Below are 26,625 nucleotides of genomic sequence, written 5' to 3' on the forward strand. Positions count from 1 at the left end.
AACCGCCATGCTTCAGCCCCGGATCCCGGTCAACCCGCTCCCGGCCGGAAACCCCGTTCCCCTCACCCGGCTCGCGCCCGCCGCCGGTGTCGAACCGGCCGCCCCCGTTCCCGCCCCCGCCCCGGTCGTCCCGACCCGGGCCACGGTCCAGCTCACCCCCGGCAGTGCGCTCGCCCTCGCGGCCGGCGGCGGTGCGGTGGTCCTGGTCGTCGGCGCCGTCCTGGTCTCGATGCTCCTCGCGGTCGCCCTCACGGGCGTCTCCGTCGCGGTCATCGCGGTCGTCCTGCGGCTACTGGTCCGAGACATGCAGAAGGGCCGGTGAGGGACGTGGACACGTACACGATGGCGGCCGCGGGCTTACCGGTCCTCGGGTGGGCCCTGCACGGAGGGCTGCTCTCGCGCCGTCTGGCCACCGCCCGCCGCGACCCGCTGACCGGCCTGCACACCCGCGCCGGGTGGACCGCCCGGGCCGAACGCCTCATCGCCAGGCACCCCGGCGCGCTCGTGCTCCTGGTCGACCTGGACGACTTCAAGGCCGTCAACGACACCCACGGCCACGCCGCCGGAGACGTCGTCCTGACCGCAACCGCCCAGCGGCTGAACGACTGGTGCGGACGCCATGGCATCGCCGCCCGCCTCGGCGGGGACGAGTTCGCCGCCATCGTCACGCACCCCGAGCGGACCGCCGGCCTCTTCGACCTCTGGTCCGCCCTGGACAGCCCGGTCACCCACGACGGGCATGTCCTGCCGGTCTCCGCCTCGGTCGGCTGCTCCTACCCCGGACAACTGCCGGTCCCCACACTCACCGACGCCCTGTCGGCCGCCGACGCGGCGATGTACGCGGCCAAGGGCCACGGCAGGCGCAACACACGCTGAGCGGCCCCCGGAGCGGCCTCGGTCGCCAAACTTCCGCCGCCCCGGGCGCCTGACCCCCTCCAGATCCAACGGACCCGAAAGGGAGCACTCATCATGCCCGAGAACACCCTCACCCAGCGCGTGTGCCGCGACTGCGACGGCTTCCCCGTCGTCCACGTCACCACCGGGAGCCTCACCCCGGACGGCCGGCGCCGCACCCTGGCCGCGACCTGCCCGGCCTGCAAGGGCACCGGCACCCGCACCGTGACGGTCGCCCTCGTCCGTACGGGGAAGTGACCGTCTTGACCGACACCGCCACCGCGGCGGGCCTGGACCCGGCCACCCTGAGCGATCTGCTCCGGGTGGCCGGGTCCCCCGGCTTCGACCGGCTCACCGAACAGATCCGCCGCACGGGGGGCTGCACCGCTCCCATCCGTCTGACCGGCGGCACCAAGCTCCTCGACCCCGCCACGAAGACCGTGCTGCACGCCTACACGACCGACACCGAACCCGGCGGAGTCCTGCGAGTCGCCTGCGGCAACCGGCGGGCCTCCCGCTGTCCGGCCTGCGCCTGGACCTACGCCGGTGACACGTACCACCTGATCCGCGCCGGACTCGTCGGCGCCCCGGACAAGGGCACGCCCGACACCATCCGGGACCACCCCCGCGTCTTCGCCACCCTCACCGCTCCCTCCTTCGGCCCGGTCCACAACCGGCCGGGCGCCCGGCCCTGCCGCTGCGGGAAGCGGCACCAGGAGGACGCGCCCGAACTCGGCGCCCCGCTCGACCCGGAGACGTACGACTACGCGGGCGCGGTGCTGTGGAACAACCACGCCTCCGAGCTGTGGCGGTACTTCACGATCTACCTCCGCCGGGAGATCGCCGCCCGCGCCGGCCTCACGCAGAAGGCCGCCCGCGAACAGTCCCGCGTCTCCTTCGGCAAGGTGGCCGAGTTCCAGAAGCGCGGGGCCGTGCACTTCCACGCCGTCATCCGCTTCGACGGCCCCGAAGGGCCCGACTCCCCGCCCCCGGCCTGGGCCACCCTCGGCCTCCTCACCGACGCCATCCGCGCCGCCGCCGCCCGCGTCCGGGTCGTCGTCCCCGCCGCACCGGCCCACGGCGTCGACCAGGACGTCGTCCTCACCTGGGGCACGCAGCTCGACGTTCAGCCCATCGGTGCCTTCGGCCAGGGCGAGGACATCACCGAACAGGCCGTCGCCGCCTACGTCGCCAAGTACGCCACCAAGGCCGCCGAAACGACGGGCACCGTCGACCATCCGGTGGGCAACAAGGAAGCGCTCGTCCTCCTCGACATCCCGGACCATCCCCGGCGCCTGATGGAGACCTGCATGAACCTGCACGCCGCCTACCCCGGCCGGCGGTTACGGGACTGGGCCCACATGCTCGGCTTCCGCGGCCACTTCTCCACCAAATCCCGCAGCTACTCCACCACCCTCGGCGCACTGCGCCAGGTCCGCGCCGACTACCGCGCCGCCCAGCAGCGCACCGCCCTCGGCCTGCCCGACCCCGACGAACACCCGGAATCCACCGTCCTGGTCGTCGCCCACTGGGCCTACGCGGGACACGGCCATACCCCGGGTGAGTCCTGGCTCGCCGCCACCATCCGCCGCGACATCCAGCACAACCGTGAAACAGCCCGTGAGATCCGCGCTCAGCTCGAAGCGTCCGCCGAAGAGGAGTGGTGACCATGCCCGTACGTCTGCTCACCGTCGACCAGGTCGCCGAACTGCTCGGCACCTCGGTCCGGTTCCCCCGGCGGCTGATCGAGGAGCGGCGTATCACCTTCGTGAAGGTCGGCCGCCACGTCCGTATCCCGGAGCCCGCCGTCGAAGCGTTCATCGAGTCGCACACCGTGCGGCCCGTCGAGCGCCGATTCCGGGCGGTCGTCTGATGGCGAACCGCTCCGGCCGCCGGCGCCGCTTCGGCAATGTGCGCCAACTCGCCTCGGGCCGCTGGCAGGCCCGCTACCGCGATCCGCTGTCGGGCGAGATGAAGTCCGCGCCGCACACCTTCGATACGAAGACGGACGCCGACGTGTGGCTGACCACCATCGAGGCGGAGATCGTGCGGGGCACCTACATGGCCCCCGATGCCGGGAAGGTCGCCTTCGGGCCGTACGCGGACGACTGGCTGAAGCACCGCAAGCTGGAGGACCGTACCCGTGAGCGCAGCGAGAGCGTGCTGCGGCTGCACATCAAGCCGGCCTTCGGCGCCGGGACGCTCGCCGCGATCACCACGCCCCGCGTCCGGGCCTGGCGTACCGCCCTGCTCGAAGCCGGTGTGGGCGAGCCGACCGTGGTCAAGGCCTACCAGCTGCTGCGGGCGATCCTGAACACGGCGGTGGACGACGAGCTGATCCGCCGCAATCCGTGCCGCATCAAGGGCGCCGACCGCTACGACGTACCGGAGCGGCCCGTCCTCACGGTGCCCGAGGTGTACGCCGTGGCCGACGCCATCCAGCCGCGCTTCCGGGCCCTCGTGCTCCTCGCCGCCTTCACCACGCTCCGGTTCGGCGAGCTGGCCTCGCTGCGCCGGCGGGACCTCGACCTGACACGGTGCGTGGTCCTGGTCCGCCGGGCCCAGTTGGAGTTGCAGGACGGCACGCTGGCCGACAAGGCGCCGAAGTCCGCCGCCGGTGTCCGGCCGGTCGCGTTCCCCTCCGAGCTCGTCCCGGAGCTCGTTCACCACCTGGAGCACTTCGCCGGGGCCGGGCAGGACGGTCACGTCTTCCAGGGTCCCCGCGGAGGCCTGCTGCGGCGGAGCAACTTCCGCGACGACTGGACGGCCGCCCGTGCGAAGGCCGGCGTCTCCAAGGACGTGCACTTCCACGACCTCCGGCACACCGGGAACACCCTGGCCTCCAGCGCCGGGGCCAGCACCCGGGAGCTGATGACGCGGATGGGGCACAGCACGACCAGGGCCGCGCTGATCTACCAGCACATGACGAGCGACCGTGACCGGCACATCGCGGGGAAGCTCGGGGAGATGATCCGCCAGGCCCGCAGGGGCAGCGATACGGGGCCTTCTGGCACGTAGGTGGCACGGCCGCGATCATGCAGAAGGGCCAGCGCCGGGGAATCATGCCCCTGCGCTGGCCCTTCGCCGTGAGCCCCCTGTCGGGTTCGAACCGACGACCCCCGCTTTACAAGAGCGGTGCTCTGGCCAGCTGAGCTAAGGAGGCAGCGAGTGAAGTGTAACCAACCCCGTCCCTCCGCCGGTCGGAAATCTCACCACCTCGCGCCTACTGACAGAACGGGTCCGGGCAGGTAGCGTCGCCTGGAGTTCACCCTGGTGGACTAGACCTCAATCCTTCCTTTACTCGGATCGTCCGGCACGTTCCTGCCGGTGAAGGGATACATCACCATGGCTTCTGTCACCTTCGACAAGGCGACCCGCGTCTACCCGGGCGCCGACAAGCCCTCCGTCGACCAGCTCGACATCGAGATCGCCGACGGCGAGTTCCTCGTCCTCGTCGGGCCCTCCGGGTGTGGCAAGTCGACCTCGCTGCGCATGCTCGCCGGTCTCGAGGACGTCAACTCGGGCGCCATCCGCATCGGTGACCGGGACGTCACCCACCTGCCGCCGAAGGACCGGGACATCGCCATGGTGTTCCAGAACTACGCGCTGTACCCGCACATGACCGTCGCCGACAACATGGGCTTCGCGCTCAAGATCGCCGGCGTCAACAAGGCCGAGATCCGCGCCAAGGTGGAGGAGGCCGCGAAGATCCTCGACCTCACCCAGTACCTGGACCGCAAGCCCAAGGCGCTCTCCGGTGGTCAGCGGCAGCGTGTGGCGATGGGGCGGGCGATCGTGCGGGAGCCGCAGGTCTTCCTCATGGACGAGCCGCTGTCGAACCTCGACGCCAAGCTCCGCGTCTCGACCCGTACGCAGATCGCGAGCCTGCAGCGCCGCCTCGGCATCACCACGGTCTACGTCACCCACGACCAGACCGAGGCCCTCACCATGGGCGACCGCGTCGCCGTGCTGAAGGACGGTCTGCTCCAGCAGGTCGACTCCCCGCGCAACATGTACGACAAGCCCGCCAACCTGTTCGTCGCCGGCTTCATCGGCTCCCCCGCCATGAACCTGATCGAGGTCCCGATCACCGACGGCGGCGTGAAGTTCGGCAACAGCGTCGTCCCCGTCTCGCGCGACGCCATCGCCGCCGCCTCCGCCAAGGGCGACACCACGGTGACGGTCGGCGTCCGCCCCGAGCACTTCGACGTCTCGGGCCCGACCAGCAAGGACGGTCTCGCGGTGATCGTGAACGTCGTCGAGGAGCTCGGCTCCGACGGCTTCGTCTACGGCTCCACCCGCGTCGACGGCGAGGACAAGGACCTGGTGGTCCGCGTCGGCGGCCGTGACGTCCCCGCCAAGGGCTCCACGCTGCACGTCGTGCCGCGCGCCGGCGAGCTGCACGTGTTCTCGACCTCCACGGGCGAGCGCCTCAGCGACTGACCGCCCCACCGGGCGGCCGGACGGCCCCGCATCCGACACGGATGCGGGGCCGTCCGTTTAAACGGGCGTACCCCGGAAAACCCCGGCATTCGGGGCCCGCAGGGCTTCTCGGCGTCAACACGGAATTCGAAAAACCACGTCGAACGATCCCCCGCGAGAGTGACTAAATGTCTCCATGTCACTACCGAACGCTACGCTCGCCTCCGTGACGCACACTGCCCGCCGAATCGGCCGCTCTCTCGCCCTCGTCCTGCCCGTCGTCCTGGTGCTCTCGGGAACGCTCGCGGTGTCCGCCGTTCCGTGGGCCGGCCAGGACCCCACGACCCAGATGCTGACGGCCTCCTCCTCCGAGGTCTCCTCGCGCGCGAAGTCCCGTGCCCCGCAGGACGTCTTGCGGGACCAGCTCCTCGCGGAGCTTCAGGAGAAGGACCCGGGCGTCGCCCTGACCCACCTCCAGCGCGCGGTGGAGAACCGGCCCTCGCTCGCCAAGCACTGCATGTCGATCGCCCGCGCCCTCGGCCGTGCCGCCGTCGAGCACTACGGCCCGACCCGCGCCCAGTCCTTCTCCCGCCCGGTCTGCGACACCTCGTACGCGTCCGGCGTGATGCGCGCCGGCTGAGTCGGCGAACTGAGCGCCTGCGCGCGTACGGGAGCCCTATCGTTCCCCGTATGCACACCACTCCGACGCAGGCCGTGGTCCTGGCGGGCGGCCAGGGCTCGCGACTGCGCCCCTACACCGACGACCGCCCCAAGCCGATGGTCGAGATCCCGGGTACCGGGACCCCGATCATCGGCCATCAGCTTTCCTGGCTGGCCGCCGAAGGCGTGACCGATGTGGTCGTCTCCTGCGGTCATCTCGCCGAGGTGCTCCAGGAGTGGCTCCGGGACGCCGAACTGCCCCTGAAGGTGACGACGGTCGTCGAGACCGAGCCCCTGGGCCGCGGTGGCGGCCTCAAGTACGCCGCCCGCCACCTGCCCGCGCCCGACGAGCCCTGGTACGCCACCAACGGCGACATCTGGACCCGCTTCTCCCTGCGCGAGATGGCCGCCTTCCACGCCGAGCGGGACGCCACCGCCACTCTGGCCCTCGCCCGCCCCCGCATCCCGTGGGGCGCCGTCGAGACCGACACCTTCGGGCACATCACCGACTTCATCGAGGCGCCGCCGTCGCCGTTCCTCATCAACGCCGGCGTGTACGTCTTCTCCGCGGCCTTCACGGACCTGCTGCCCGACCTCGGTGACCACGAGCGGACCACCTTCCCCCGTCTGGCGCGCGAGCGGCGCCTCGCCGGCTTCCCGCTGCCCCAGGGGGCGTACTGGAGGGCCATCGACACCGCGAAGGACCTCACCGAGGCCGCCAGGGAACTCGCCACCCAGAGCTCCTGAGCCCGGCCCCCGGCCCGTACCCGAGGCCTCTCGCCCGCACCGGGCCTCCGGAGTCGTACCCGAGGCCCGTGCGCGAGCCCCGTAAGGCACCACAGAGGGCGGCACCGCGTCTCCGCGCGGTGCCGCCCTTCTCCGTGTCGGTCCCCGGCCGTCAGCCCAGCAGGCCGCCGATCGGGTTGCGGGCGCCGCCGCCCGTGCTCGTGTCCTCGGGCGGGGTCTCCTCGCCCGTCGAGCCGGTCGATCCGCCGTCGCCGCCACCGGTCGTGCCGCCCGTCGTGGACGGGGCGTCGCTGGTGGACGGCGGGGGCGCCGGGCGGGACTCGGTGGGGGTACGGCTCGCGGTGCCGCCGCCGCTGGTGGAGTCGGTGGTGGCGGACGGCCGGCGTTCCTCCGTCCGGGCGGACTCGCGGCTGGTCTCGGCCGGCCGGGCCGTCTCCTCCTCCGCCGCCTCCGTCGCGCGGCGCTCCTCCCGGGGCGGCTCGGTGCTCGCGGACGGGGTGGGCCGGGTCGGAGGCGTGCTGGAGGGGGTGTCGCGCGGGGTCTCCGTGGGGAGCGGGCGGCCGGGCAGGTGGTTGATCGGGTCGTCGTTGGGGCCGGGGACGGTGACCGTCTCGGTGGAGCGGACGGCGCCGCCGAGGACGGAGCCGACGAGGAGCGTCAGGCCCACGACGACGGAGGCGGCGAGGAGGCCGCGGCGCAGGACGCGGCGGCGCAGGTCCCAGATCTCCGCCCGGGGGCCGAGGGTGCGCCAGGCCTCACCGGCGAGGCGGCCGTCGACGGAGTAGACGGGGGCACCCGCGATGATCAGCGGCGACCAGGCGGCCAGGAAGATGAAGTCGGGCGCCTCGTAGACGGGGAGGGTCTTCCAGCTGACGGTGAGGATCAGCGCCGCGGAGAGCAGCGCACCGCCGACCGCCGCCACCCGCTGCCAGAGGCCGAGGACGGTGAGGACGCCGACGACGACCTGGAGGAAGGCGACGGTGAGGCCGGCGCCGACGGGGTGCTGGAGGGCGAAGTCCCGCAGCGGCTCGGCCATGGGCCACGGGTGGAGCGAATTCAGCCACTTGACCATGGAGCCGCGCTCGCCGCCGTCGAAGTAGACGGGGTCGGAGAGCTTGCCCATGCCGGCGTAGATGGAGATGAAGCCGAGGAAGACGCGCAGCGGGAGCAGGACGACGCCCAGGTTCATCCGGCGGCCCGGGTAGTAGGCGTGCCGGACGGCGTCGGCGCCGTGCCGCTGCGGGGGCCGGGCGCCGGGCCCGTCCTCGTCCCCGTACGGCTCCGGCGTCTCGGGCCGCAGCTCGTACATGTCGTCGTAGGCGCCCTCGGCCCGGCGCATCGGGGGCAGCAGGGGCGGGCGCTCGCCGGGCACCACGGGGGTGGGCATGGTGTCGTCGATGCGCGGGATGGCCTGGGTGGTGGCCGGCTCCAGGGTGGAGACGGCGCCCGCGGCGGCCGAGGACTCGCGGACGGCCTGGAGGAGTCCGGTCGTCCCGGGGGCGGACTTCCCGGTCCACACGACGGGGCGGCGGCGCGGCGCTCCCGCGCCGGGGGCCCCTCCCGCTCGGGCGAGCGCGGCGACGCGCGGGTTCGCGGCGAACTTCGGCTGCTGGGCCGGCGCGAGCCGCACACGGAAGCTGGCGTGGTTCACGATCACCTGGGCGGGATCGGAATCCACCTTGACCATGCTCAGCGCGGGCTGATCGTCGAACCCCGGCCGGGGCGTTCTGGTGTCCACACTCATCTAACCGAGTGATCTGGGTTTAGGACACTGCCTTGACAGCTCGGAAATGTCCGAGACCCGTCAAGATCACGCCATGGCCGGGGCCGGGTGGGTACGGCGTGGCCGGTGTCAGCCCATGCGGCGGCGGGCCGCCTCGTAGAGCACGACACCGGCGGCGACACCGGCGTTCAGCGACTCGGCGCCACCCGGCATCGGGATGCGAACGAGGAAGTCGCAGGTCTCGCCGACGAGGCGGGAGAGGCCCTTGCCCTCGGACCCGACGACGATGACGACGGGGCCTTCGAGCGCCTCCAGCTCGTGGACCTCGGTGTCGCCGTCGGCGGAGAGGCCGACCACGGTCAGGCCCGCCTTCTGGTACTGCTCCAGGCAGCGGGTCAGGTTGGTGGCGCGGGCGACCGGGGTGCGGGCGGCGGTGCCGGCCGAGGTCTTCCAGGCGCCGGCGGTCATGCCGGCGGCGCGCCGCTCGGGGACGACCACGCCGTGGCCGCCGAAGGCGGAGACGGAGCGGACGACGGCGCCGAGGTTGCGCGGGTCGGTGACGCCGTCGAGGGCCACGATCAGCGGGTCCTCGTGGTCGTCGAAGGCGCCCGCGGCCAGGTCCTCCGGGTGCGCGTACTCGTACGGCGGGACCTGGAGGACGAGGCCCTGGTGGTTCAGGCCGTTCGTCATCCGGTCCAGCTCGGGGCGCGGCGCCTCCATGATGTTGATGTTGCCGCGGCCGGTGGCGAGGGCCAGGGCCTCGCGCACGCGCTCGTCGTTGTCGATGAACTGCTGGACGTAGAGCGTGGTGGCGGGCACGCCGTCGCGCAGCGCCTCGAAGACCGGGTTGCGGCCGACGACCATCTCGGACTGGCCCTTGCCGCCGCGGCGGGCGATGGGCTTGCGCTTGGCCGCGTTGCGGGCCATCGCGTTGGAGACGCGGTAGGCCTTGTGGCCCTTGCGGTTCTCGGCCTTGGGCGTCGGGCCCTTGCCTTCGAGGGAGCGGCGCCGCTTGCCACCGCTGCCGACCGTCGCACCCTTCTTGTTGGACGTACGGCGGTTCCTGCGCTGGCTGTTCCCGGCCATGACTACCTGTTTCCTCTACTGCGTAAGTGAAGCCTGTAAGTGAAGTGTGCCGTCCGGGGCCCCGGACGGCACATTCATCAGCGGTCTAGCGGTTGCCCAGCGTCCAGCGGGGGCCGTCGGGTCCGTCCTCGACGGCGAGGCCGGACCGGTTGAGCTGGTCACGGATCGCGTCCGCGGTGGCCCAGTCCTTGCGCTCGCGGGCCGACTCGCGCTGCTCGAGCACGACCCGTACGAGGGTGTCGACGACGCCGTGGAGTTCCTCGCCGCCGCCGGACTCGTCGGCCCAGTGCGGGTCGAGCGGGTCCAGGCCGAGGACGCCGAGCATGGCGCGGACCTCGGCGAGGCGGGCGGTGGCCTCGTCCTTGTCGTCGGCGGCCAGGGCGCTGTTCCCCTGGCGGACGGTGGTGTGGATGATCGCGAGGGCGTGCGGGACGCCGAGGTCGTCGTCCATGGCCTCGGCGAAGGCCGGCGGCACCTCGGTGGCGGGGGCGACGGTGCGCCCGGCCTTCTCGGTGGCGCGCTGGACGAAGCCCTCGATGCGGGCGAAGGCGGCCTCGGCCTCGCGCAGGGAGTCCTCGCTGTACTCGATCATGGACCGGTAGTGCGGGGTGCCGAGGTAGTAGCGCAGGACGATCGGGCGCCAGTTCTTGACCATCTCGGAGACGAGCACGCTGTTGCCGAGCGACTTCGACATCTTCTCGCCGCTCATGGTGACCCAGGCGTTGTGCACCCAGTACCGGGCGAAGTCGTCGCCGAAGGCCTTGGCCTGGGCGATCTCGTTCTCGTGGTGGGGGAAGATCAGGTCGAGGCCGCCGCCGTGGATGTCGAAGGCGGAGCCCAGGTACTTGTGGGCCATGGCCGAGCACTCCAGGTGCCAGCCGGGGCGACCGCGGCCCCACGGCGTCTCCCAGTCGGGCTCGCCGGGCTTGGTCGCCTTCCACATGGCGAAGTCGCGGGGGTCGCGCTTGCCGGTGATGCCCTCCTCGGCGGGCTGCCGCAGGTCGTCGAGGTCCTGGTTGGACAGCTGGAGGTAGCCGGGGAAGGAGCGCACGTCGAAGTAGACGCTGCCGTCGGCCTCGTAGGCGTGGCCGCGCTCGATGAGGCCGCGCATCATCTCGATCATCTCGGGGACGTGCCCGGTGGCGCGCGGCTCGTAGGTGGGCGGCAGGCAGCCGAGGGCGTCGTAGCCCGCGTTGAAGGCCCGCTCGTTCTCGTAGCCGATGGCCCACCAGGGGCGGCCCTGGTCGGCGCCCTTGACGATGATCTTGTCGTCGATGTCGGTGACGTTCCGGACGAAGGTGACGTCGTAGCCGCGGTACTCGAACCAGCGGCGCATGATGTCGAAGTTCAGGCCGGAGCGGATGTGCCCGATGTGCGGGGCGGCCTGCACGGTCGCGCCACACAGGTAGATCGAGACGCAGCCCGGCGTGAGCGGGGTGAAGTCACGGATCTGCCGGGCGCTGGTGTCGTACAGGCGAATAGTCACGGGGTCCAGGGTAGTGGGCGGCCGACAGTGCCCCGCGACCGATTCCCGGTCGCGGGACACGTTTTTCACCGCCCGTCCGGCCGTACGCGGTACACCAGTGCGGTCGCGAGGGCGGCGAGGCCCTCGGCGCGGCCGGTCAGGCCGAGTCCGTCGGTGGTCGTGCCGGAGACGGAGACGGGTGCGCCGGCGGCGTCGCTCAGTGCCTTCTGGGCCTCCTCGCGGCGCTTGCCGATCTTCGGACGGACGCCGACGACCTGGACGGCGATGTTGCCGATCTCGTACCCCTCGGCGCGGACGATGCGGGCGGCCTCGGCGAGGAGGGTGACGCCGGAGGCACCGGACCACTCGGGGCGGGAGGTGCCGAAGTGGGCGCCGAGGTCGCCGACGCCGGCGGCGGAGAAGAGGGCGTCGCAGGCGGCGTGGGCGGCCACGTCGCCGTCGGAGTGCCCGGCGAGCCCGTACCGCTCGTCCTCCCAGAGCAGGCCGGCGCACCAGAGTTCGCGGCCTTCCTCGAAGGCGTGGACATCGGTGCCGATGCCGGTGCGGGGGACGAGGGGGAGCTGGTCAGAAGCCATCGTTGGCCCTCCTGCGGGCGAGTACGGCCTCGGCGAGCACGAGGTCGAGCGGGCGGGTCACCTTGAACGCCTCCTCGTGGCCGGGCACGACGACGACGGGCGCGCCGAGCTTCTCGACCATGCCGGCGTCGTCCGTGGCGCCCTCCCCCGTGAGGGCGACGGTGGCGTGGGCGTTCACCAGCGTGTCGCGGTCGAAGCCCTGCGGGGTCTGGACGGCGCGGAGGCGGGCGCGCGGCGGGGTGGCGACGACCTGCTCGGGGTCGCCGGGCCGCCCGGCCGGCTCGACCTCCTTGACGGTGTCGGCCACGGGCAGCGCGGGGACGACCGCGACGGCCCCGTCCCGTACGGCCTCGATCACGGCGTCCACGGTGTCGACGGGGACGAGGGGGCGGGCGGCGTCGTGGACGAGGACGGTGGAGATGCCCTCGGGCAGCGCGTCGAGACCGAGGCGCACGGACTCCTGGCGGGTCTCGCCACCGGGGACGACCAGGTAGTCGGTCCTCTCGGGGAGGGCGTGGGCGTCGAGGAGGTTCTTGACCTCGGCGGCGCCCTCGGGGGGCGCGACCACGACGACCAGGGAGACCGCCCGCGAGGCGGCCATCGCGCGGACGGCGTGGATGAGCATGGGGGTGCCGTTCAGGGCGCGCAGCGCCTTGGGGGCGCCGGGGCCGAGGCGTACGCCCCGCCCGGCGGCCGGGATCACCACGGCGGTACGACGGGGACGCGCTTCGTCTGACATCGGTTGCACTCCGGCAGGTTTGTTTCCGCGGCCGACATGGGTATGGCCTCACCGTGCCGGACGCGCCGCCTTGACCGGGCCCTTTCCGTGACGACGGTCGAGGCGATGCCGCGTGGGCACAGGGGTTCGTACGTGAAGCAGTTCAGGGGGTGCGGGTTTCTCCGGCGGGGCGCGACCGCGCCGGCGTGGGTACCGTCGCGCTCACGGTTCGCGTACGCCCCCCGTGCGGACGCGAACATGCCGCAGCGCCCGGCGGGCGCACTGTGTGGATCACAGTACGCCCGACGGGCACCGCGGCATCGCTTGTTCGCGAAACGCGTACGGGGACGCTTCCGGGACGCGCTCGGAGCACGTACCGGGACGCGCCCGCGGCGCGTCTCAGGACGCGAGGACCTCGTCGAGGAGCGCCTCGGCCTTGTCCTCGTTGGTGTTCTCCGCGAGGGCCAGCTCGCTCACCAGGATCTGGCGCGCCTTCGCCAGCATGCGCTTCTCACCGGCGGAGAGACCGCGCTCGCGCTCTCGCCGCCACAGGTCTCGTACGACCTCGGCCACCTTGATGACGTCGCCGGAGGCGAGCTTCTCGAGATTTGCCTTGTAGCGACGGGACCAGTTCGTCGGCTCCTCTGCGTACGGTGCGCGCAGCACCTCGAAGACCCGGTCCAGCCCGTCCTGCCCGACCACGTCGCGCACTCCGACGAACTCCGCGTTGTCCGCCGGCACGCGAACCGTCAGGTCGCCCTGCGCGACCTTGAGCACCAAGTAGGTCTTGTCCACGCCTTTGATCTGGCGAGTTTCGATGGCCTCGATCAGCGCGGCCCCGTGATGGGGATAGACCACGGTGTCGCCAACCTTGAACGTCATGTGACAGGTACCCCTTCCGTGGCTATCCAGGGTAACACGGATACAGCTTCTTCTGAATGGCGTTTTCGCAGGTCAGGGCATATCTCGGGGCTTGACAACAGCGAGGCGGACGTGCTGCGGCGGGCTTCCGGAAGGGGGTATTCGCAGGTCGGAGCGGCTGCGTGGACAGAGAGAAACGCGCACGTTACAGGGGCGCGGAGGCCGCCGGAGGCGCGACGATGACCCGTTTTGTCCGCTTCGGAGTGGCCTTCTTCACGTACTCCGTTCGAGGATCGGTCACCCGTACGGGTGCATCTGGCGGTGATTCCCGAATTGATCAACGGCTACCAGCCGGTGTTTTTCCCGTGGGACGGCGATGAGAATGCCGTGACCGCCGCCGAATTGATCAAGGCGGTTATGTGAACAGCGGGTCAATGGGACGTGATCCGGCCACCGGCCGGCGGACCGTCGGCCACGGCTCCGCGGGGCGGCACGGGTGGCGCGTACGGGTGGCCCGGTGCCGGGAGCGGGAGGGCCCGTCCCGTCAAGGGGCGGGTCGGGTGCGGGACGGAGAGTAGGGGTCGGTAACCTAAGCGCGCTGACACACCCTGAGCCGGTCCATAGCTCCACAGTCCTAAGCCCGTCCGTACGTCCTAGGAGTTGCCGCCGCCGTGAGCCGCAGCCTTCGACGCGGCGCCCTCGCCGCCACCGCCATCGTGTTCTCGATCGCCGCGCTGTCCGCCTGTGGTGCGGGCAACGACGCACAGACGCTCGGCGTCCGGCCGGACAACGCCGCCGTCTCGGTGGACGACGTCAAGATCCAGAACGCGGTCGTCATCACCCAGCCGACGCCCGGTGTGAAGGGCCCGGCCGTCGTCTCGGCCACGGTCTTCAACAACGGCCGCCAGGCCCAGACCCTGGACGCGATCACGCTGCCCGGTACCACCGCGACCGTGAAGCTGAAGCCCGCCGAGGGCACCGGCCCGGTCACCGTCCCGGCCGGCGGCTCCGTCGTGATCGGTGGCGAGGGCAACGCCACCGCCGTGATCGAGAACGGCACCGAGGCCGCCAGGGACGGCGACGCCCAGAAGGTCGTCTTCAAGCTCAGCAGGACCGGTGACGTGGCCCTGGAGGCCTTCGTCGTCCGGGGCACCGGCTACTACAAGGGCTTCGGCCCGAGCGAGGTCCCGGCCCCGCCGTCGGCCACCCCGACCGCCTCGGCGACGGCGGGCGGCGAGCACGGCGCGGAGCACGGCGGCGAGGCCTCCCCGTCGGGCGAGGCGAGCCACGCGTCCGGCCACTGAGCCGGACGAGCAGCGGTACGTGCGAAGGGGCGCCCCCGGGAGGGGGCGCCCCTTCTGCGTGCGCGCGAGCGGTACGGGGCGGGGGCCGGGTCCGGGCGGGGCCCGGCACCGGCGCGTACCCCCCACGGCGTACCGCCCCGGCCCACGGCACCGCGGCCACCGCTCGCCGCCCCGGTCACCGGTGGCCGCTCACGCCCCCGGCGCGGGCCGGGGGCGCGCCGTACGGTCTACGGCTCGAACTTGTAGCCCAGGCCCCGGACCGTCACCAGGTACCGGGGCGCGCCCGGGTCCGGCTCGATCTTGGCGCGCAGGCGCTTGACGTGGACGTCGAGGGTCTTGGTGTCGCCGACGTAGTCCGCGCCCCACACCCGGTCGATCAGCTGCATGCGGGTCAGCACGCGGCCCGCGTTGCGCAGCAGCATCTCCAGCAGGTCGAACTCCTTCAGCGGCAGGTCGACCTTGCCGCCCGCGACCGTCACCACGTGGCGGTCGACGTCCATGCGGACCGGGCCCGCCTCCAGGGCCGCCGGGGTGACCTCCTCCGGCTCGCCGCGGCGGCGCAGGACCGCGCGGATGCGGGCCACCAGCTCCCGCGAGGAGAACGGCTTCGTCACGTAGTCGTCGGCTCCTATCTCCAGGCCGACGACCTTGTCGATCTCGCTGTCCTTGGCGGTCACCATGATGACCGGCACGTTCGAGCGGCCGCGCAGCTGGCGGCACACCTCGGTGCCGGGCAGGCCGGGGAGCATCAGGTCGAGGAGGACGAGATCCGCTCCGTTGCGCTCGAACTCGTCGAGACCGTCGGGCCCGGTCGCCGCGACGGCGACCTCGAAGCCTTCCTTGCGGAGCATGTACGACAGGGCGTCGCTGAAGGATTCCTCATCCTCGACGACGAGCACTCGGGTCACGGAAGGACCTCCGGGGCAGGGAGCGGTTCGGTCATGAGATCGGGGGTGGGCGAAGAGGCGGCGGCGGACCTGCGGTCCCGTCCTGCGCCCGCCTCGGGCAGCCGCAGGGTGAAGGTGGAGCCCTGACCCTCGGTGCTCCAGACGGTGACCTCCCCGCCGTGCGAGGCGGCCACGTGCTTGACGATGGCCAGCCCCAGTCCCGTACCGCCGGTGGCACGGGAGCGGGCCGGGTCGACCCGGTAGAAGCGTTCGAAGATCCGCTCGCGGTCCTTCTCCGAGATGCCGATGCCCTGGTCGGTCACGGCGATCTCGATCAGGTCCCCGCCCGGCGCCGCGACGCGCCGGGCGGCGATGCCCACCCGCGTACGGGCCGGTGAGTAGTTGACGGCGTTCTCGACGAGGTTGCCGAGGGCCGCCGCGAGCTGGCCGCGGCTGCCCCAGACGTACAGGCCCGCGGCTCCGCCGGAGGCCATGGTGATCTGCTTGGTGGAGGCGGTGTGCCGGGACCGGTCGACCGCCTCGGCGACCAGTTCCTCCACGGACACCGGCTCGGAGTCCTCCAGCGGGTCGTCGTTCTGCACCCGCGAGAGGTCGATGAGTTCCTGGACCAGGTTGGTCAGCCGGGTCGCCTCGATCTGCATGCGGCCGGCGAAACGGGTGACCGCCTCGGGGTCGTCCGAGGCGTCCATGACGGCCTCGGAGAGCAGGGAGAGCGCGCCGACGGGGGTCTTGAGCTCGTGGCTCACGTTCGCGACGAAGTCGCGCCGTACCGCTTCGATACGGCGGGCCTCCGTCAGGTCCTCGACCAGGAGCAGCACGAGCCGCGAGCCGAGCGGGGCGACCCGGGCGGAGACCGCGAGGGCCTCGCCCCGTCCGGTGCCGCGCCGGGGCAGGTCCAGCTCGACCTGCCGTATCTCGCCGTCGCGGCGGGTGTCGCGGGCCATGTTGAGCATGGGCTCGACGGCCAGCTTCCCGCCCCTCACCAGGCCGAGGGCGTACGCCGCCGAGCTGGCCTTCACCACGGAGTCGCTCTCGTCGAGGACGACCGCGGAGGAGCGCAGCACGGACAGCACGGTGTCGACACCGGGCGGCAGCACGGCGTCGGTGTGCAGGGAGGTCCGGGTGGGTCGCGCCTGGTCGCGCTCGCTCCAGCGGAACGCCAGCATGGCGATCACGCCGGTGCACACGCCGGCGATCGCGGCCAATGCGGCGACCGCCGCGTTCACGTCCATGCCCTCCAGGTTATGCGGGGTCACGGACACTCTCCCAGCCGTCCGAGCGGCTGCTCGAACAGTCGTCGCCCAGAGTTCACCGTGGAGACGGGGGTGGTTCATTTGGTCCGAGGAGGTGGCGGTCCGGGTCGCCCAGAGTTCACCTGGGGGAAAGTACGGGTTCACGTGAGGGGGTGGAACCGGACGCGTACGGGTCGGACCGTGGGAACGTGGGGCCGAGCCCCACCCGGACCCCTGAGCATTGCGGAGAGAGGGACATCGATGCGGGACGCGTACCACGAGGAACTGGATTCGATCGGTGAGGGCCTGGTCGAGATGGCCCGGCTCGTCGGGTCGGCGATCGGACGCGCCACGACGGCGATGCTCGACGCGGACCTCAAGCTCGCGGAGAGCGTGATCGCCGGCGACCAGAAGATCGACGACCTCCAGCACGACCTGGAGGCGCGGGCCATCGCGCTGCTCGCCCGGCAGCAGCCGGTGGCGACGGACCTGCGGATCGTGGTGACCTCGCTGCGGATGAGCGCCGACCTGGAGCGCTCGGGCGACCTGGCCCAGCACGTGGCGAAGCTGACGCGGCTGCGGTTCCCGGCCCGCGCGGTGCCGAACGACCTGCACGCCACCATCCTGCAGATGGGGCAGCTGGCGCAGCGCCTGATGGCGAAGGCCGGTGAGGTCATCATCACCAAGGACGTCGATCTGGCGCTCCAGCTGGAGCAGGACGACGACGAGATGGACCTGCTGCACCGGACGCTGTTCCAGCACCTGATGGACGACCGGTGGAAGCACGGCATCGAGACGGCCGTCGACGTGACGCTGCTGGGCCGCTACTACGAGCGGTTCGCCGACCACGCGGTGTCGGTGGCCAAGCGCGTCGTGTACCTGGTGACCGGCGAGCACGCGGACGAGCTCCAGCACACGGACACGCCGGTGGAGGGCGCGTAGGAGCGCGGGGCTCCCGTGCGCCGTTGATGCGCCGGTGCGGGTGGGCATGCAATGGGGGGAGAGACGATCCGCGTCTCGCGAGGGAGGGACCCCATGGCCGATTCCCCGATCACGACCGACTCCTCGGCTCAGGCCCCGCAGGGGTCGGTTCTGCTGCCCGTGCTCGGCGCCTGCGGGTGCGGCTCGGGCTGCGGCTGCGGCTGCCAGTCGGGCGGCCCGTGCCAGTGCGGTGGCTGCTCCGGCTGACGGCGCGCCGGGAGGGGGTGGGGGCGCCGTGTCGGGCCTCCGCCCCGCCGGCGGCGTCCCGGCGGTGCCGGGTCAGTTCGTCACCACTCCAGGACGCCGACGGTCTGCCGGCCGCTGACCTCGCCCGTGGGGCGGAAGCCGAGCCGTTCGTAGAAGGCGCCGGGCCCGTCGTCGCCGGGCTCCCAGGTGACGTACATCCGGGATGCGCCGCGGCGCCGGAGTTCGTCCCGTACGGCCTCCACGGCGAAGCGCCCGTACCCCTTGCCCTGCGCGTCGGCGGCGATGTTCAGCCGCCAGAGGCCGCTGCGGCGGTCGGCGGGGTCGGCGTCCGGGTTCCAGGGGAGGTCGAGGAAGGCCATCAGGAAGCCGACGGTCCGGTCACCGTCCAGGATCAGCCTCGGCCAGGCGGCGTCCCCGGCGGCGTACGCCTCGGCGAGGGAGCGTTCGACGGGGGCGACGGCCTTCTCCTGGTGGGGGTGGACGCGGAGCGCGAGCGCGGCGTCCACGTTGGCGAGGGTGATCTTCTCGATCCGGGGCGACGGTGACGTGGTCATGTCGCGGACGGTAGTGATCGTCACCGGCCGGAGCACCCGATTTACCACGGCGATGCCGGAGTGCTGGACCCCGTACGAACTCCACCTGGTGCCCGGTGCGGTGACGGAGACTCAGGGGGCGTGAACGGGAGTCGCCACAGCCGCGGCTCCCTTCCGCATCCCGGGGCACGGGAAAGCCCCCTCCCTGCGGGAAAGCCGCAGGCAGGGGGCTTCTTCGTGCGGGCTTACTTCTTCTTGCCCTGGTTCTTGACCGCCTCGATCGCCGCCGCCGCCGCGTCCGGGTCGAGGTAGGTGCCGCCCGGGGTGACGGGCTTGAAGTTCTCGTCGAGCTCGTAGGCCAGCGGGATGCCGGTGGGGATGTTGAGGCCCGCGATGTCGGCGTCCGAGATGCCGTCCAGGTGCTTCACCAGGGCGCGCAGGCTGTTGCCGTGGGCGGCGACGAGGACCGTGCGGCCGGCGAGGAGGTCCGGGACGATGCCGTCGTACCAGTAGGGCAGCATCCGCTGGACGACGTCCTTGAGGCACTCGGTGTTCGGGCGCAGCTCCGGCGGGATCGTCAGGTAGCGGGCGTCGTGGGCCTGGGAGTACTCGCTGTCGTCCGAGAGCGGCGGCGGCGGGGTGTCGTACGAGCGGCGCCACAGCATGAACTGCTCCTCGCCGAACTCGGCGAGCGTCTGCGCCTTGTCCTTGCCCTGCAGGGCGCCGTAGTGGCGCTCGTTCAGGCGCCAGGAGCGGTGGACCGGGATCCAGTGGCGGTCCGCGGCCTCGAGCGCGAGCTGCGCGGTGCGGATGGCGCGCTTCTGGAGGGAGGTGTGCAGGACGTCGGGCAGCAGGCCGGCGTCCTTGAGCAGCTCGCCGCCGCGCGTCGCCTCCTTCTCGCCCTTCGGGGTGAGGTTCACGTCCACCCAGCCGGTGAACAGGTTCTTCTCGTTCCACTCGCTCTCGCCGTGGCGGAGGAGGATCAGCTTGTACGGTGCGTCGGCCATGCGGTCGAGCCTAATAGACGGCCGACGATTGACGCGCGTCGTCAATTCGCTGGCGTCCGCCCGGTGAGATGCGTAAGTTACGGAAGGCAGTAGAGGGACTTACACACCGCAGGGGGCCACCACATATGTCCATCGCGTCACTCAGACGATCGGCCCGCGCGACGGTCTCGGGGCTGCCCCCGGGCTTCTGGTGGCTCTGGCTGTCGACCCTCGTCAACCGGACCGGCGCGTTCGTGCTGACCTTCCTCTCCCTCTACCTGACCGTCGAGCTCGGGCACTCCGCCTGGTTCGCCGGTCTCGTCGTCGCCCTCCACGGCCTCGGCGGCGTCGCCGGTTCACCGCTCGGCGGCGCGCTCACCGACCGCTGGGGTCGGCGGCCCACCATGGTGACGATGCACCTGCTGGCCGCGGCCTCCGCCGCCGCGCTGGCCGTCGTCACCAGCGCCTGGGGCATCGCGGCCGTCGTCCTCGTCATGGGCGTCGCCATGCAGGCGGTCCGGCCGTCGATCAACGCCACCATCGCGGACATGGTGCCCGCCCACGACGTGCGCCGGGCGTACGCCCTCAACTACTGGGCCCTAAACCTGGGCTTCGCCATCGCCTCCATCGGCGGTGGCGCCGCGGCCTTCCTCGGTTACCGCACCCTGTTCGTCGTGGACGCGGTCGCCACCGTCCTGTGTGCCGTGATCGTCTTCCTGCGCCTGCCCGAGACCCGGCCCGAGGCCGCGGTCGACCACCGGGGCGAGAAGGTGGCCGAGCCCAAGGTCTCCATGCTGACCGTGCTGCGTGACGCGCCGTTCCGGACCCTGGTCCTGCTGAACCTGCTCGTCTGCCTGGTCTTCACCGCGCCCTGGATCGGCCTGCCGCTGACCATGGCCGAGCAGGGCCTGTCGCCGTCCTCGTACGGTGTCGTCATCGCCGTCAACGGCATCGTGATCGTCGGCTTCCAGCTGTTCGTCAACAAGCTGACCGACAAGCGTTCACCGGTGGTCCTGCTGACCCTGTCCTCGCTCCTCTTCGCCTTCGGTACGGGGGCCACGGCGCTGGCCGGCTCGTCGGTCGCGTTCGCCGCGACCGTGATCGTGTGGACGATCGGCGAGATGGTCCACGTCCCGACCAACGCCGCCGCCACCGCCCGCCTCGCCCCCGTGCACGCCCGGGGCCGCTACCAGGGCGTGATGGGCATGTCGTGGGCGGTCGCCGGGTTCGTCGCCCCGATCGGGGCCGGTGCGATCGTCGACGGGCCCGGACCCGACGTCCTGTGGGCCGCGACCTTCGGGATCGGCGTCCTCGCCGCCGTCGGCTACACCCTGCGGCTGCGCACCGCCCTCGGCGAGGAGGAGCCGGAGGTCGAGGCCGTGCCGGAGGCCGGGGAGACGGTGGACGGCGGCGGCCGGCCGGAACTCCGGAAGACCGCTCCGGAGGCCGGGAAGGCCCAGCAGGGCGGCGGCCTGCCCGCCGTTCCCGCGCCCAGGGGCGGGTCCGCCACCGGCGAGGACCCGGGCAAGGAGGAGGCCTCCCGGCCGTCCTCCCCCGTCACCACCACCTGACGGCCCCTCAACGACCCGACGGCCGGGCGCTCACGGGCGCCCGGCCGTCACGGTGAAGGCACCACCTTCCCGGCGCACCTCGGCCACGCCCGTCCCGCCGAAGTGCGCCGGCACCACCAGTTCCCGTTCGTCCGCCGCCCGTTCCAGGACCCGGCGGCGGCTCGCGGCCGCCCGCCCCGCGTCCAGGCAGAAGCAGCTGTTCCGGGCCGGATCGAGGATCTGTACGGGGCTGTGCAGCAGGTCCCCGACGAAGACCGCCCGCTCCCCGCCCGACGCCAGCCGCAGCACGGCCGAGCCGGGCGTGTGGCCGGGCGCGGACTCCAGGGTGAGGTGCTCGTCGATGCGGTGGACGCCGTCCCACAGCACCGCCTGCCCGGCGCGGTGGACGGGCGCGACGCTGTCCTCGTACACGTACCGGTCGTCCACGCGCAGTCCGCCGCCGTAGGCGTTGCCGGGGCCGAAGTGGGCGTCGTCGGCTGCCGGCAGCAGGTACTGGGCGCGCGGGAAGGCCGGCACCCACTCCCCGTCGTCCGCCGCCCGCGTGTTCCAGCCGACGTGGTCGGCGTGGAGGTGGGTGTTGACGACGACGTCCACGTCCTCCGGGCGGACTCCGGCCCGTTCCAGCAGGCCCGGGAAGTCGCCCCGCCAGTGGTGGAACAGCGGCGAGCCCGGCCGCTCCCGCCCGTCGCCCACCCCCGTGTCGACCAGGACCGTCCGCCCCGCGCTGCGCAGCACCCAGGTCTGCAGTGCCATCACCGCCCGGCCGGTCACCGGGTCCCAGTGGTCCGGCGCGAGCCAGTCCTCGTTCTCCTCCCAGGTCTCCGCCCCGGCCCCGGGGACGAGCTCCCCGGCCGGTGCGAAGGGCCCCTGCCACTCGACCACCCGCAGGACCTCGACGTCCCCGAACACCATCCGCTGTGTGCTCTCACGTTCCATGGCCCGACCCTAGGAAGCCCGCCGTGAGCCTCTCCATGCCCGTGCGGCTCCTGGAGATACGCGTCCGTCTCACCGCCCGGCTAGCCTGGCGCGATGGATGTGGTGAGCGACGCGATCGCGGCGGTGCGGACCGGGCGGCCCTCCTCCCAGCGGGTACGGACCGGGGGCCGCTGGTGCGCCCGTCTCGCGCCCTACGAGGGCGCCGGTTTCCACGTGGTCCTGGAGGGCCGCTGCTGGCTGCTGCCCGACGGCGGCGAACCGGTCTCTCTCGGACCGGGGGACGCCGTCCTGCTGCCGCACGGCACCGGGCACGTCATCGCCGACGCGCCCGTCGACGCGGCAGGGCTCCGGCGGGCCGTGCCGTTCGAGCGGTGGGAGGGGTGGGACCCGGGCCGGGACGGGACGCGGGCGGGCGCCCCGGTGGAGATGCTGTGCGGCAAGTACCGGCTCGACCGCAGCCGTGCCCACCCCCTCCTCGCCGAACTCCCGCCCCTCGTCCACCTCCCCGACCGGCCCGGGCGACCGCCGGAGCTGCGGGCCGCGATCGGGCTCCTGGGACGGGAGGTGGACGAGCGGCTGCCCGGCTCGGCGATCGCGCTGCCGAGCCTGGTCGACCTGCTCCTCGTCTACATGATCCGGACCTGGGCGGCGCCGGGCACCGCCGGCGGCTGGCCCGCCGCCCTCGGCGACCCGGTGACCGCCGCCGCGCTTCGCGCCCTGCACGGCGATCCGGCCGCGCCCTGGACGGTGGAGCGGCTGGCCGCCGAGGCCGGTGTCTCCCGGCCCACGCTGGCGCGCCGCTTCACCGCGCTCGTCGGCCGGCCGCCGATGGCGTACCTGACGTGGTGGCGGCTCACCCGGGCCGCCGCGCTGCTCCGGGAGACCGGTGAGCCGCTGGAGACGATCGCCCGCCGGGTCGGCTACGGCACGCCGTACGCCCTGTCGCACGCCTTCCGCCGCGAGTTCGGCACCACGCCCGGCCGGTACCGGGCGGCGGCGACGGCCGCCGGCGGCTGACCGGCAGCCGCGAAGGGGCGGGATCAGTCCCCGAGGAGGGCGCGCTGGGCCTCGTACAGGTTCCGGGGGCGGACCGACTCCGGCCTCCCGTACGCCTCCACGCGCGCGTGGAGCGCGCCGGTGAAGTCGGGGACGTCGATCTGGTCGAACTCCCGGACCTCGCTGATGCCGACGGTCGCGCTGTACGGGGCGACCGTGTCCAGCTTCACCAGACCCGCCCGGCCGTTGGTCACCGTCACGTTCCAGTGGGTGAAGCGGGCGCCGTAGAGCGGGCCCGCCGAGGCGTCCCCGCCGTGCCGGCCGTCGTTCTCGACGGTGATCTCGGTCCGTACGTTGGCGAAGGGCATGCCCCGGTGGGTGTCGAAGGTGCCCGTCTCCATGACCCCGCGCGACCAGACGTTGTGGCTGGACAGTCCTTCGACGTTGATGCCGTGGAGCTGGGTGCCGGGCGGGGCGGGGACGGTACGGGCCGCGACGCGGAAGTCCTCGACCAGGTTGTCGTGCGCGCCCTCGCGGCAGAAGTACGGGTGGTGGGAGCCGCGCCCCTCGACCCGGGTGCGGCGCAGGGTGCAGGCGGAGGCGGCGACGAGTCCGAAGCCGTTGTCGACGTGGCGGACGACGACGTCCTCGGCCCAGCAGTCGTACGCGCACTGGAAGGTGACGCCGTTGCGGCCAGGGTCCAGGAGGTGCGGGGACTGCGGGGTCTCGACCGCCTCCAGGGTGAGACCGGCCACCCCGGAGCCGGTCAGGGGCTCGGTCCCGGAGACGAGTCGGGGGTCCCACTCGGGGCGCACGTCGAGCGGCAGGGGCCGTTCGAGGGTGACGCGGCGGCCCTGGACGCGGACGACCCGTACGGGCCACTCGTAGGGGACGTACGAGAGGAGCTTGGTCCTGTCGTCCCAGGCGTACGCCTCCGCGCCGGGGCCGCCGCCCGCCACGTGCTCCAGGAGGGTGTGTCCGGCGTCGTCGGCGAGCCGGAGCAGGACGAGCCGGCCGGGCGCGAGGCCGGAGGGGTCCTCGACGGCGACGGTCCGGTCGCCGCGCCGGGCCGGGCGGAGGGCGGTGAGCGTCGTCCAGGCGTCACGGCGGTTGCCGGTCCAGCCCTCGAAGGGCCAGGCCCGCTCCCGTATCGCGGTGACGAGGGAGGCGTGCCGGGCAAGCGGGGAGAGCCAGATCAGGCCCCCGGCCCAGGACCAGGCGGACTTGTCGCCGCCGTAGCGGGACCCGTACGGGCCGATCAGTTCCGTGAGGCTGCGGGTGGCGAGCAGGGTCGTACGGCCGGAACCGGCGCCGCGCAGGACGACGCCGCTGTGGCCGATCCGGAGGTAGTCGTCGATCCGGTACGTGCCCGGCGGCAGGAGGACCGTGCCGCCGCCCCGCTCCCCCGCCTCGGCGAGGGCCCGGTTGATCGCCGGGGCGGCGTCGGCCCGGCCCCCGGGGTCGGCCCCGTAGGTGGCGACCGCGTCCGCGACGACCGGGGGGCGGGGCAGCCGGCGGGCCCCCGAGAACGCGCCGGCCCGGCCCACGTAGGGGATCTGCGGGTGGGTGGTCGGGGTGGCCTCGCACTCCCGCCAGAGGCGCGCGACGGCGGGACGGCGGGCCGGGGCGGGACCGCCTCCCGGTGCGGGGCGGGCGGGGGTGGGGCCCGTGGGGGGCGCGGGCGTGGCGAGAGCCGTGGGGGACGCCGCCGTGGTGACGGCGGCCGTCACCGCCGTCGCGGCGGCGGCGAACCGCCTCCTGCTGAGTGCCATGAGAGAACCTGAACCTTTCCCATTTCACGTACATGAACGGTGTTCAGATCTGCGCAGGGCGCGAGCATGGCAGGAGGGAGAGGGTGCGGGGAAGGGTCAGTTCGTGGGTTTCTGAATCAGGCCCTTGAACGCGTCGAGGTTCCTGGTGGACTCGCCGCGCGAGACCCGCCACTCGTACTCGCGGCGGATCGCCGACGCGAAGCCGAGTTCGAGGAGGGTGTTGAAGTCGCCGTCCGCCGCTTCGAGCACCGAGCCGAGGAGCCGGTCCAGCTCCTCGGGCGTCACGGCCGCGAGCGGCAGCTTGCCGGCGAGGTAGATGTCACCGAGCCCGTCGACCGCGTACGCCACCCCGTACAGCCTGAGGTTGCGCTCCAGGAGCCAGCGGTGGACGCCCGTCTCGTTCTCGTCGGGGTGGCGGATGACGAAGGCGTTGAGGGAGAGCGAGTGCCGCCCCGCCTTCAGCGAGAGCGTGGTGAACAGCTTGCGCGTCCCCGGGAGTTTCACCACGTACGAGCCGGGCTCGGGGGACTCCCACTCCAGCTCGGCGTCGTCCAGGGTCGTCTCGATGGTCCGCCGTACGTTCCCGGTCACGTCCTCAGCCATGGTGGGAGCGTACGCGACGGCGGTTCTCGCGCAGCCGGTGGTCGTGCATGGCGGCCGTGTACACGTCGGCCGTGCCCGAGGCGGCGGTGTCCCAGCCGAAGGACCCGGCGTGCCGGGCCGCCGCCGCGCCCATCCGGTCCGTCAGGGCCGGGTCCGCGACGAAGCGGCCGAGCGCACGGGCGTAGTCCGCGGGGTCGTGCCCCTGGACGAGGAAACCGGTCACGTCGTCCCGGACGGCGACCGGCAGCCCGCCGACCGCGGCGGCGACCACGGGGGTGCCGGCCGCCTGCGCCTCTATGGCGACGAGGCCGAACGATTCGCTGTACGAGGGCATGACGAGCACGGACGCGGCACGGAACCAGTCCGCGAGCCGGTCCTGGCCCATCGGCGGGTGGAAGCGCATGAGGTCGGCGATGCCCAGCTCGGCGGCGAGCTTCTGCAGGCCCTTCGGCGTGGCCAGGCCGCTGCCGCTGAGGCCGCCGATCACCGGCACCACCATCCGCGAACGCAGCGACGGATCGCGCTCGAGGAGTGCGGCGGCGGCGCGGAGCAGGATGTCGGGCGCCTTGAGGGGCTGTATCCGCCCGGCGAAGACCGGGATGAACGCGTCCCGCGGCAGGCCGAGCCGGGCGCGGGCGGCGGCCCGGCCGTCGGCCGGCCGGAAGTGGTCCAGGTTGACGCCGGGGTGGACGACGGCGATCTTGCCGGGGTCGGCCTCGTAGAAGCGGGCCAGCTCGTCGGCCTCCTCGGCCGTGTTCGCGATCAGCCGGTCGGCGGCGGCGACGATCTGCGTCTCCCCGATGATCCGCGCCGCGGGCTCGGGCGTGTCGCAGCCGGACATCGCCGCGTTCTTGACCTTCGCCATGGTGTGCATGGCGTGGACGAGCGGGACGCCCCAGCGGTCGGCGGCGAGCCAGCCGACGTGCCCGGAGAGCCAGTAGTGGGAGTGGACCAGGTCGTAGTACCCGGGGCGGTGGCCCGCCCAGGCCCGCATCACGCCGTGCGTGAAGGCGCAGAGCTGCGCCGGCAGCTCCTCCTTGGACAGGCCCTCGTACGGCCCGGCGTCCACATGGCGCACGAGTACGCCGGGCGCGAGTTCCACGGCGGGGGGCAGGCCACCGGTCGTGGAGCGGGTGAAGATCTCGACCTCGATGTCGATCGCGGCGAGCCGCTTGGCCAGCTCGACGATGTAGACGTTCATGCCGCCGGCGTCCCCGGTCCCCGGCTGGTGCAACGGTGAGGTGTGGACGCTGAGCATGGCGACGCGGCGCGGGGTGCGGTGCCGCCCGGGGAGCCGGAGCCGGTTCGGCACCGGATGCCGGTGCCGTGAGCCGGCGAGCCGGGACACGTACTGGCTCACGTCGGCGGTCCTTCCTCTCGGGCCTGCGCTTGCGTCGGGCAGGGCGGGCATGGCAACCGCCGGC

The 26,625-nt window shown here is 72.7% G+C and carries 29 protein-coding genes and 1 tRNA gene; 15 read left to right on the forward strand and 15 right to left on the reverse strand.

Translation table 11 applies throughout. The features are described from left to right. The first annotated feature begins 7 nt into the window (after window positions 1-7). The 6 genes from ACFY60_RS11820 to ACFY60_RS11845 all read left to right on the forward strand — a co-directional run bounded on the left by ACFY60_RS11820 (window position 8) and on the right by ACFY60_RS11845 (window position 3,912). The gene (locus ACFY60_RS11820) at window positions 8-322 is read left to right on the forward strand and encodes a SpdD-like protein (RefSeq protein ID WP_388610337.1); all 315 of its coding nucleotides are present in this window, start codon (window positions 8-10) and stop codon (window positions 320-322) included. A 5-nt stretch (window positions 323-327) separates the two neighbouring features. Continuing rightward, window positions 328-876 carry a GGDEF domain-containing protein gene (locus ACFY60_RS11825; RefSeq protein ID WP_388610336.1) on the forward strand — a complete coding sequence of 183 codons (549 nt, stop codon included), beginning with the start codon at window positions 328-330 and terminating at the stop codon, window positions 874-876. Window positions 877-969: 93 nt separating this feature from the next. Continuing rightward, the gene (locus ACFY60_RS11830; RefSeq protein ID WP_309057675.1) at window positions 970-1,152 is read left to right on the forward strand and encodes a hypothetical protein; all 183 of its coding nucleotides are present in this window, start codon (window positions 970-972) and stop codon (window positions 1,150-1,152) included. 5 nt (window positions 1,153-1,157) lie between these two features. Continuing rightward, window positions 1,158-2,561, forward strand: a complete 1,404-nt coding sequence (repSA, locus tag ACFY60_RS11835) for a replication initiator protein RepSA (protein WP_388610334.1) — start codon at window positions 1,158-1,160, stop codon at window positions 2,559-2,561. Between the two features lie 2 nt (window positions 2,562-2,563). Then, on the forward strand, window positions 2,564-2,767 hold the full coding sequence (locus ACFY60_RS11840; RefSeq protein WP_309057986.1) for a helix-turn-helix domain-containing protein: 204 nt from the start codon (window positions 2,564-2,566) through the stop codon (window positions 2,765-2,767). Next, on the forward strand, window positions 2,767-3,912 hold the full coding sequence (locus tag ACFY60_RS11845) for a tyrosine-type recombinase/integrase (protein WP_388610332.1): 1,146 nt from the start codon (window positions 2,767-2,769) through the stop codon (window positions 3,910-3,912). The genes ACFY60_RS11840 and ACFY60_RS11845 overlap by 1 nt, the downstream gene beginning before the upstream one ends. A 71-nt stretch (window positions 3,913-3,983) precedes the next feature. Here the strand turns inward: ACFY60_RS11845 and ACFY60_RS11850 are convergent. Beyond that, window positions 3,984-4,057: transfer RNA gene (locus ACFY60_RS11850), tRNA-Thr, on the reverse strand. A 182-nt stretch (window positions 4,058-4,239) separates the two neighbouring features. Between ACFY60_RS11850 and ACFY60_RS11855 the strand changes: the two genes are divergently transcribed. The 3 genes from ACFY60_RS11855 (at window position 4,240) to ACFY60_RS11865 (ending at window position 6,723) form a co-directional block, all read left to right on the forward strand. After that, entirely contained in the window at window positions 4,240-5,337 is a 1,098-nt protein-coding gene (locus tag ACFY60_RS11855; protein WP_388610330.1) for an ABC transporter ATP-binding protein, read from the forward strand. A 205-nt stretch (window positions 5,338-5,542) separates the two neighbouring features. Continuing rightward, window positions 5,543-5,956: a hypothetical protein gene (locus ACFY60_RS11860; RefSeq protein ID WP_309050141.1), complete on the forward strand. Its 414-nt coding sequence runs from the start codon at window positions 5,543-5,545 to the stop codon at window positions 5,954-5,956. Window positions 5,957-6,006: 50 nt separating this feature from the next. Then, entirely contained in the window at window positions 6,007-6,723 is a 717-nt protein-coding gene (locus ACFY60_RS11865) for an NDP-sugar synthase (RefSeq protein WP_388610329.1), read from the forward strand. 151 nt (window positions 6,724-6,874) lie between these two features. Here the strand turns inward: ACFY60_RS11865 and ACFY60_RS11870 are convergent, their stop codons facing one another. The 6 genes from ACFY60_RS11870 to ACFY60_RS11895 all read right to left on the reverse strand — a co-directional run bounded on the left by ACFY60_RS11870 (window position 6,875) and on the right by ACFY60_RS11895 (window position 13,193). Continuing rightward, window positions 6,875-8,467, reverse strand: a complete 1,593-nt coding sequence (locus ACFY60_RS11870) for a DoxX family protein (RefSeq protein WP_388610327.1) — start codon at window positions 8,465-8,467, stop codon at window positions 6,875-6,877. A 108-nt stretch (window positions 8,468-8,575) separates the two neighbouring features. Then, window positions 8,576-9,532, reverse strand: coding sequence for a 23S rRNA (guanosine(2251)-2'-O)-methyltransferase RlmB (rlmB, locus tag ACFY60_RS11875; protein ID WP_388610324.1), 957 nt, complete (start codon window positions 9,530-9,532; stop codon window positions 8,576-8,578). Window positions 9,533-9,617: 85 nt separating this feature from the next. Continuing rightward, complete coding sequence (cysS, locus tag ACFY60_RS11880) at window positions 9,618-11,018, reverse strand: cysteine--tRNA ligase (RefSeq protein WP_388610322.1); 1,401 nt, start codon at window positions 11,016-11,018, stop codon at window positions 9,618-9,620. Window positions 11,019-11,083: 65 nt separating this feature from the next. After that, window positions 11,084-11,593, reverse strand: coding sequence for a 2-C-methyl-D-erythritol 2,4-cyclodiphosphate synthase (ispF, locus tag ACFY60_RS11885; protein WP_388610320.1), 510 nt, complete (start codon window positions 11,591-11,593; stop codon window positions 11,084-11,086). Continuing rightward, window positions 11,583-12,332: a 2-C-methyl-D-erythritol 4-phosphate cytidylyltransferase gene (gene ispD / locus ACFY60_RS11890; RefSeq protein WP_388610319.1), complete on the reverse strand. Its 750-nt coding sequence runs from the start codon at window positions 12,330-12,332 to the stop codon at window positions 11,583-11,585. The genes ispF and ispD overlap by 11 nt, the downstream gene beginning before the upstream one ends. Before the next feature lie 378 nt (window positions 12,333-12,710). Then, window positions 12,711-13,193, reverse strand: coding sequence for a CarD family transcriptional regulator (locus ACFY60_RS11895; protein ID WP_003953493.1), 483 nt, complete (start codon window positions 13,191-13,193; stop codon window positions 12,711-12,713). A gap of 650 nt (window positions 13,194-13,843) precedes the next feature. On the opposite strand from ACFY60_RS11895, the gene ACFY60_RS11900 reads away from it, so the two are divergent. Continuing rightward, a complete protein-coding gene (locus ACFY60_RS11900) occupies window positions 13,844-14,476 on the forward strand; it encodes a DUF461 domain-containing protein (protein ID WP_388610317.1) in 633 nt (210 codons plus the stop codon). 227 nt (window positions 14,477-14,703) lie between these two features. On the opposite strand, the gene ACFY60_RS11905 is transcribed toward ACFY60_RS11900, so the two are convergent. Both ACFY60_RS11905 and ACFY60_RS11910 read right to left on the reverse strand, forming a co-directional pair. Then, a complete protein-coding gene (locus ACFY60_RS11905; protein ID WP_015035162.1) occupies window positions 14,704-15,384 on the reverse strand; it encodes a response regulator transcription factor in 681 nt (226 codons plus the stop codon). Beyond that, on the reverse strand, window positions 15,381-16,616 hold the full coding sequence (locus ACFY60_RS11910) for an ATP-binding protein (protein ID WP_309050143.1): 1,236 nt from the start codon (window positions 16,614-16,616) through the stop codon (window positions 15,381-15,383). The genes ACFY60_RS11905 and ACFY60_RS11910 overlap by 4 nt, the downstream gene beginning before the upstream one ends. A gap of 261 nt (window positions 16,617-16,877) precedes the next feature. Here ACFY60_RS11910 and phoU point away from each other — a divergent pair, with 261 nt between their 5' ends. Together phoU and ACFY60_RS11920 are read left to right on the forward strand one after the other, a co-directional pair. Then, window positions 16,878-17,558: a phosphate signaling complex protein PhoU gene (gene phoU / locus ACFY60_RS11915; protein WP_388610315.1), complete on the forward strand. Its 681-nt coding sequence runs from the start codon at window positions 16,878-16,880 to the stop codon at window positions 17,556-17,558. Window positions 17,559-17,651: 93 nt separating this feature from the next. Further along, window positions 17,652-17,804 carry a hypothetical protein gene (locus ACFY60_RS11920; protein ID WP_388610314.1) on the forward strand — a complete coding sequence of 51 codons (153 nt, stop codon included), beginning with the start codon at window positions 17,652-17,654 and terminating at the stop codon, window positions 17,802-17,804. A gap of 80 nt (window positions 17,805-17,884) precedes the next feature. On the opposite strand, the gene ACFY60_RS11925 is transcribed toward ACFY60_RS11920, so the two are convergent. After that, window positions 17,885-18,358 (reverse strand): GNAT family N-acetyltransferase, encoded by a 474-nt coding sequence (locus ACFY60_RS11925; RefSeq protein WP_388610313.1) that lies wholly within the window; start codon window positions 18,356-18,358, stop codon window positions 17,885-17,887. Here ACFY60_RS11925 and ACFY60_RS11930 point away from each other — a divergent pair. Next, window positions 18,357-18,482 (forward strand): hypothetical protein, encoded by a 126-nt coding sequence (locus tag ACFY60_RS11930; RefSeq protein WP_388610312.1) that lies wholly within the window; start codon window positions 18,357-18,359, stop codon window positions 18,480-18,482. The two genes, ACFY60_RS11925 and ACFY60_RS11930, sit on opposite strands and share 2 nt — an antisense overlap. A 100-nt stretch (window positions 18,483-18,582) precedes the next feature. Here the strand turns inward: ACFY60_RS11930 and ACFY60_RS11935 are convergent, their stop codons facing one another. Then, on the reverse strand, window positions 18,583-19,344 hold the full coding sequence (locus ACFY60_RS11935) for a phosphoglyceromutase (protein ID WP_388610311.1): 762 nt from the start codon (window positions 19,342-19,344) through the stop codon (window positions 18,583-18,585). Between the two features lie 125 nt (window positions 19,345-19,469). Between ACFY60_RS11935 and ACFY60_RS11940 the strand changes: the two genes are divergently transcribed. Then, window positions 19,470-20,894: an MDR family MFS transporter gene (locus tag ACFY60_RS11940; RefSeq protein WP_388610309.1), complete on the forward strand. Its 1,425-nt coding sequence runs from the start codon at window positions 19,470-19,472 to the stop codon at window positions 20,892-20,894. Between the two features lie 30 nt (window positions 20,895-20,924). On the opposite strand, the gene ACFY60_RS11945 is transcribed toward ACFY60_RS11940, so the two are convergent. Beyond that, on the reverse strand, window positions 20,925-21,830 hold the full coding sequence (locus ACFY60_RS11945; RefSeq protein ID WP_388610308.1) for an MBL fold metallo-hydrolase: 906 nt from the start codon (window positions 21,828-21,830) through the stop codon (window positions 20,925-20,927). 93 nt (window positions 21,831-21,923) lie between these two features. Here ACFY60_RS11945 and ACFY60_RS11950 point away from each other — a divergent pair, with 93 nt between their 5' ends. Further along, complete coding sequence (locus tag ACFY60_RS11950; RefSeq protein ID WP_388610307.1) at window positions 21,924-22,847, forward strand: AraC family transcriptional regulator; 924 nt, start codon at window positions 21,924-21,926, stop codon at window positions 22,845-22,847. A 23-nt stretch (window positions 22,848-22,870) separates the two neighbouring features. On the opposite strand, the gene ACFY60_RS11955 is transcribed toward ACFY60_RS11950, so the two are convergent. From ACFY60_RS11955 to mshA, 3 genes are all read right to left on the reverse strand, one after another. After that, on the reverse strand, window positions 22,871-24,598 hold the full coding sequence (locus tag ACFY60_RS11955) for a glycosyl hydrolase family 28-related protein (protein ID WP_388610306.1): 1,728 nt from the start codon (window positions 24,596-24,598) through the stop codon (window positions 22,871-22,873). Between the two features lie 96 nt (window positions 24,599-24,694). Further along, window positions 24,695-25,201 (reverse strand): YbjN domain-containing protein, encoded by a 507-nt coding sequence (locus tag ACFY60_RS11960; protein WP_388610304.1) that lies wholly within the window; start codon window positions 25,199-25,201, stop codon window positions 24,695-24,697. Then, complete coding sequence (mshA, locus tag ACFY60_RS11965) at window positions 25,194-26,561, reverse strand: D-inositol-3-phosphate glycosyltransferase (protein WP_388610302.1); 1,368 nt, start codon at window positions 26,559-26,561, stop codon at window positions 25,194-25,196. Before mshA ends, ACFY60_RS11960 begins: the two co-directional genes overlap by 8 nt. Window positions 26,562-26,625 lie beyond the last annotated feature (64 nt).

It is taken from the genome of Streptomyces sp. NPDC012827 (assembly GCF_042900905.1).
GTDB lineage: Bacteria > Actinomycetota > Actinomycetes > Streptomycetales > Streptomycetaceae > Streptomyces > Streptomyces gulbargensis.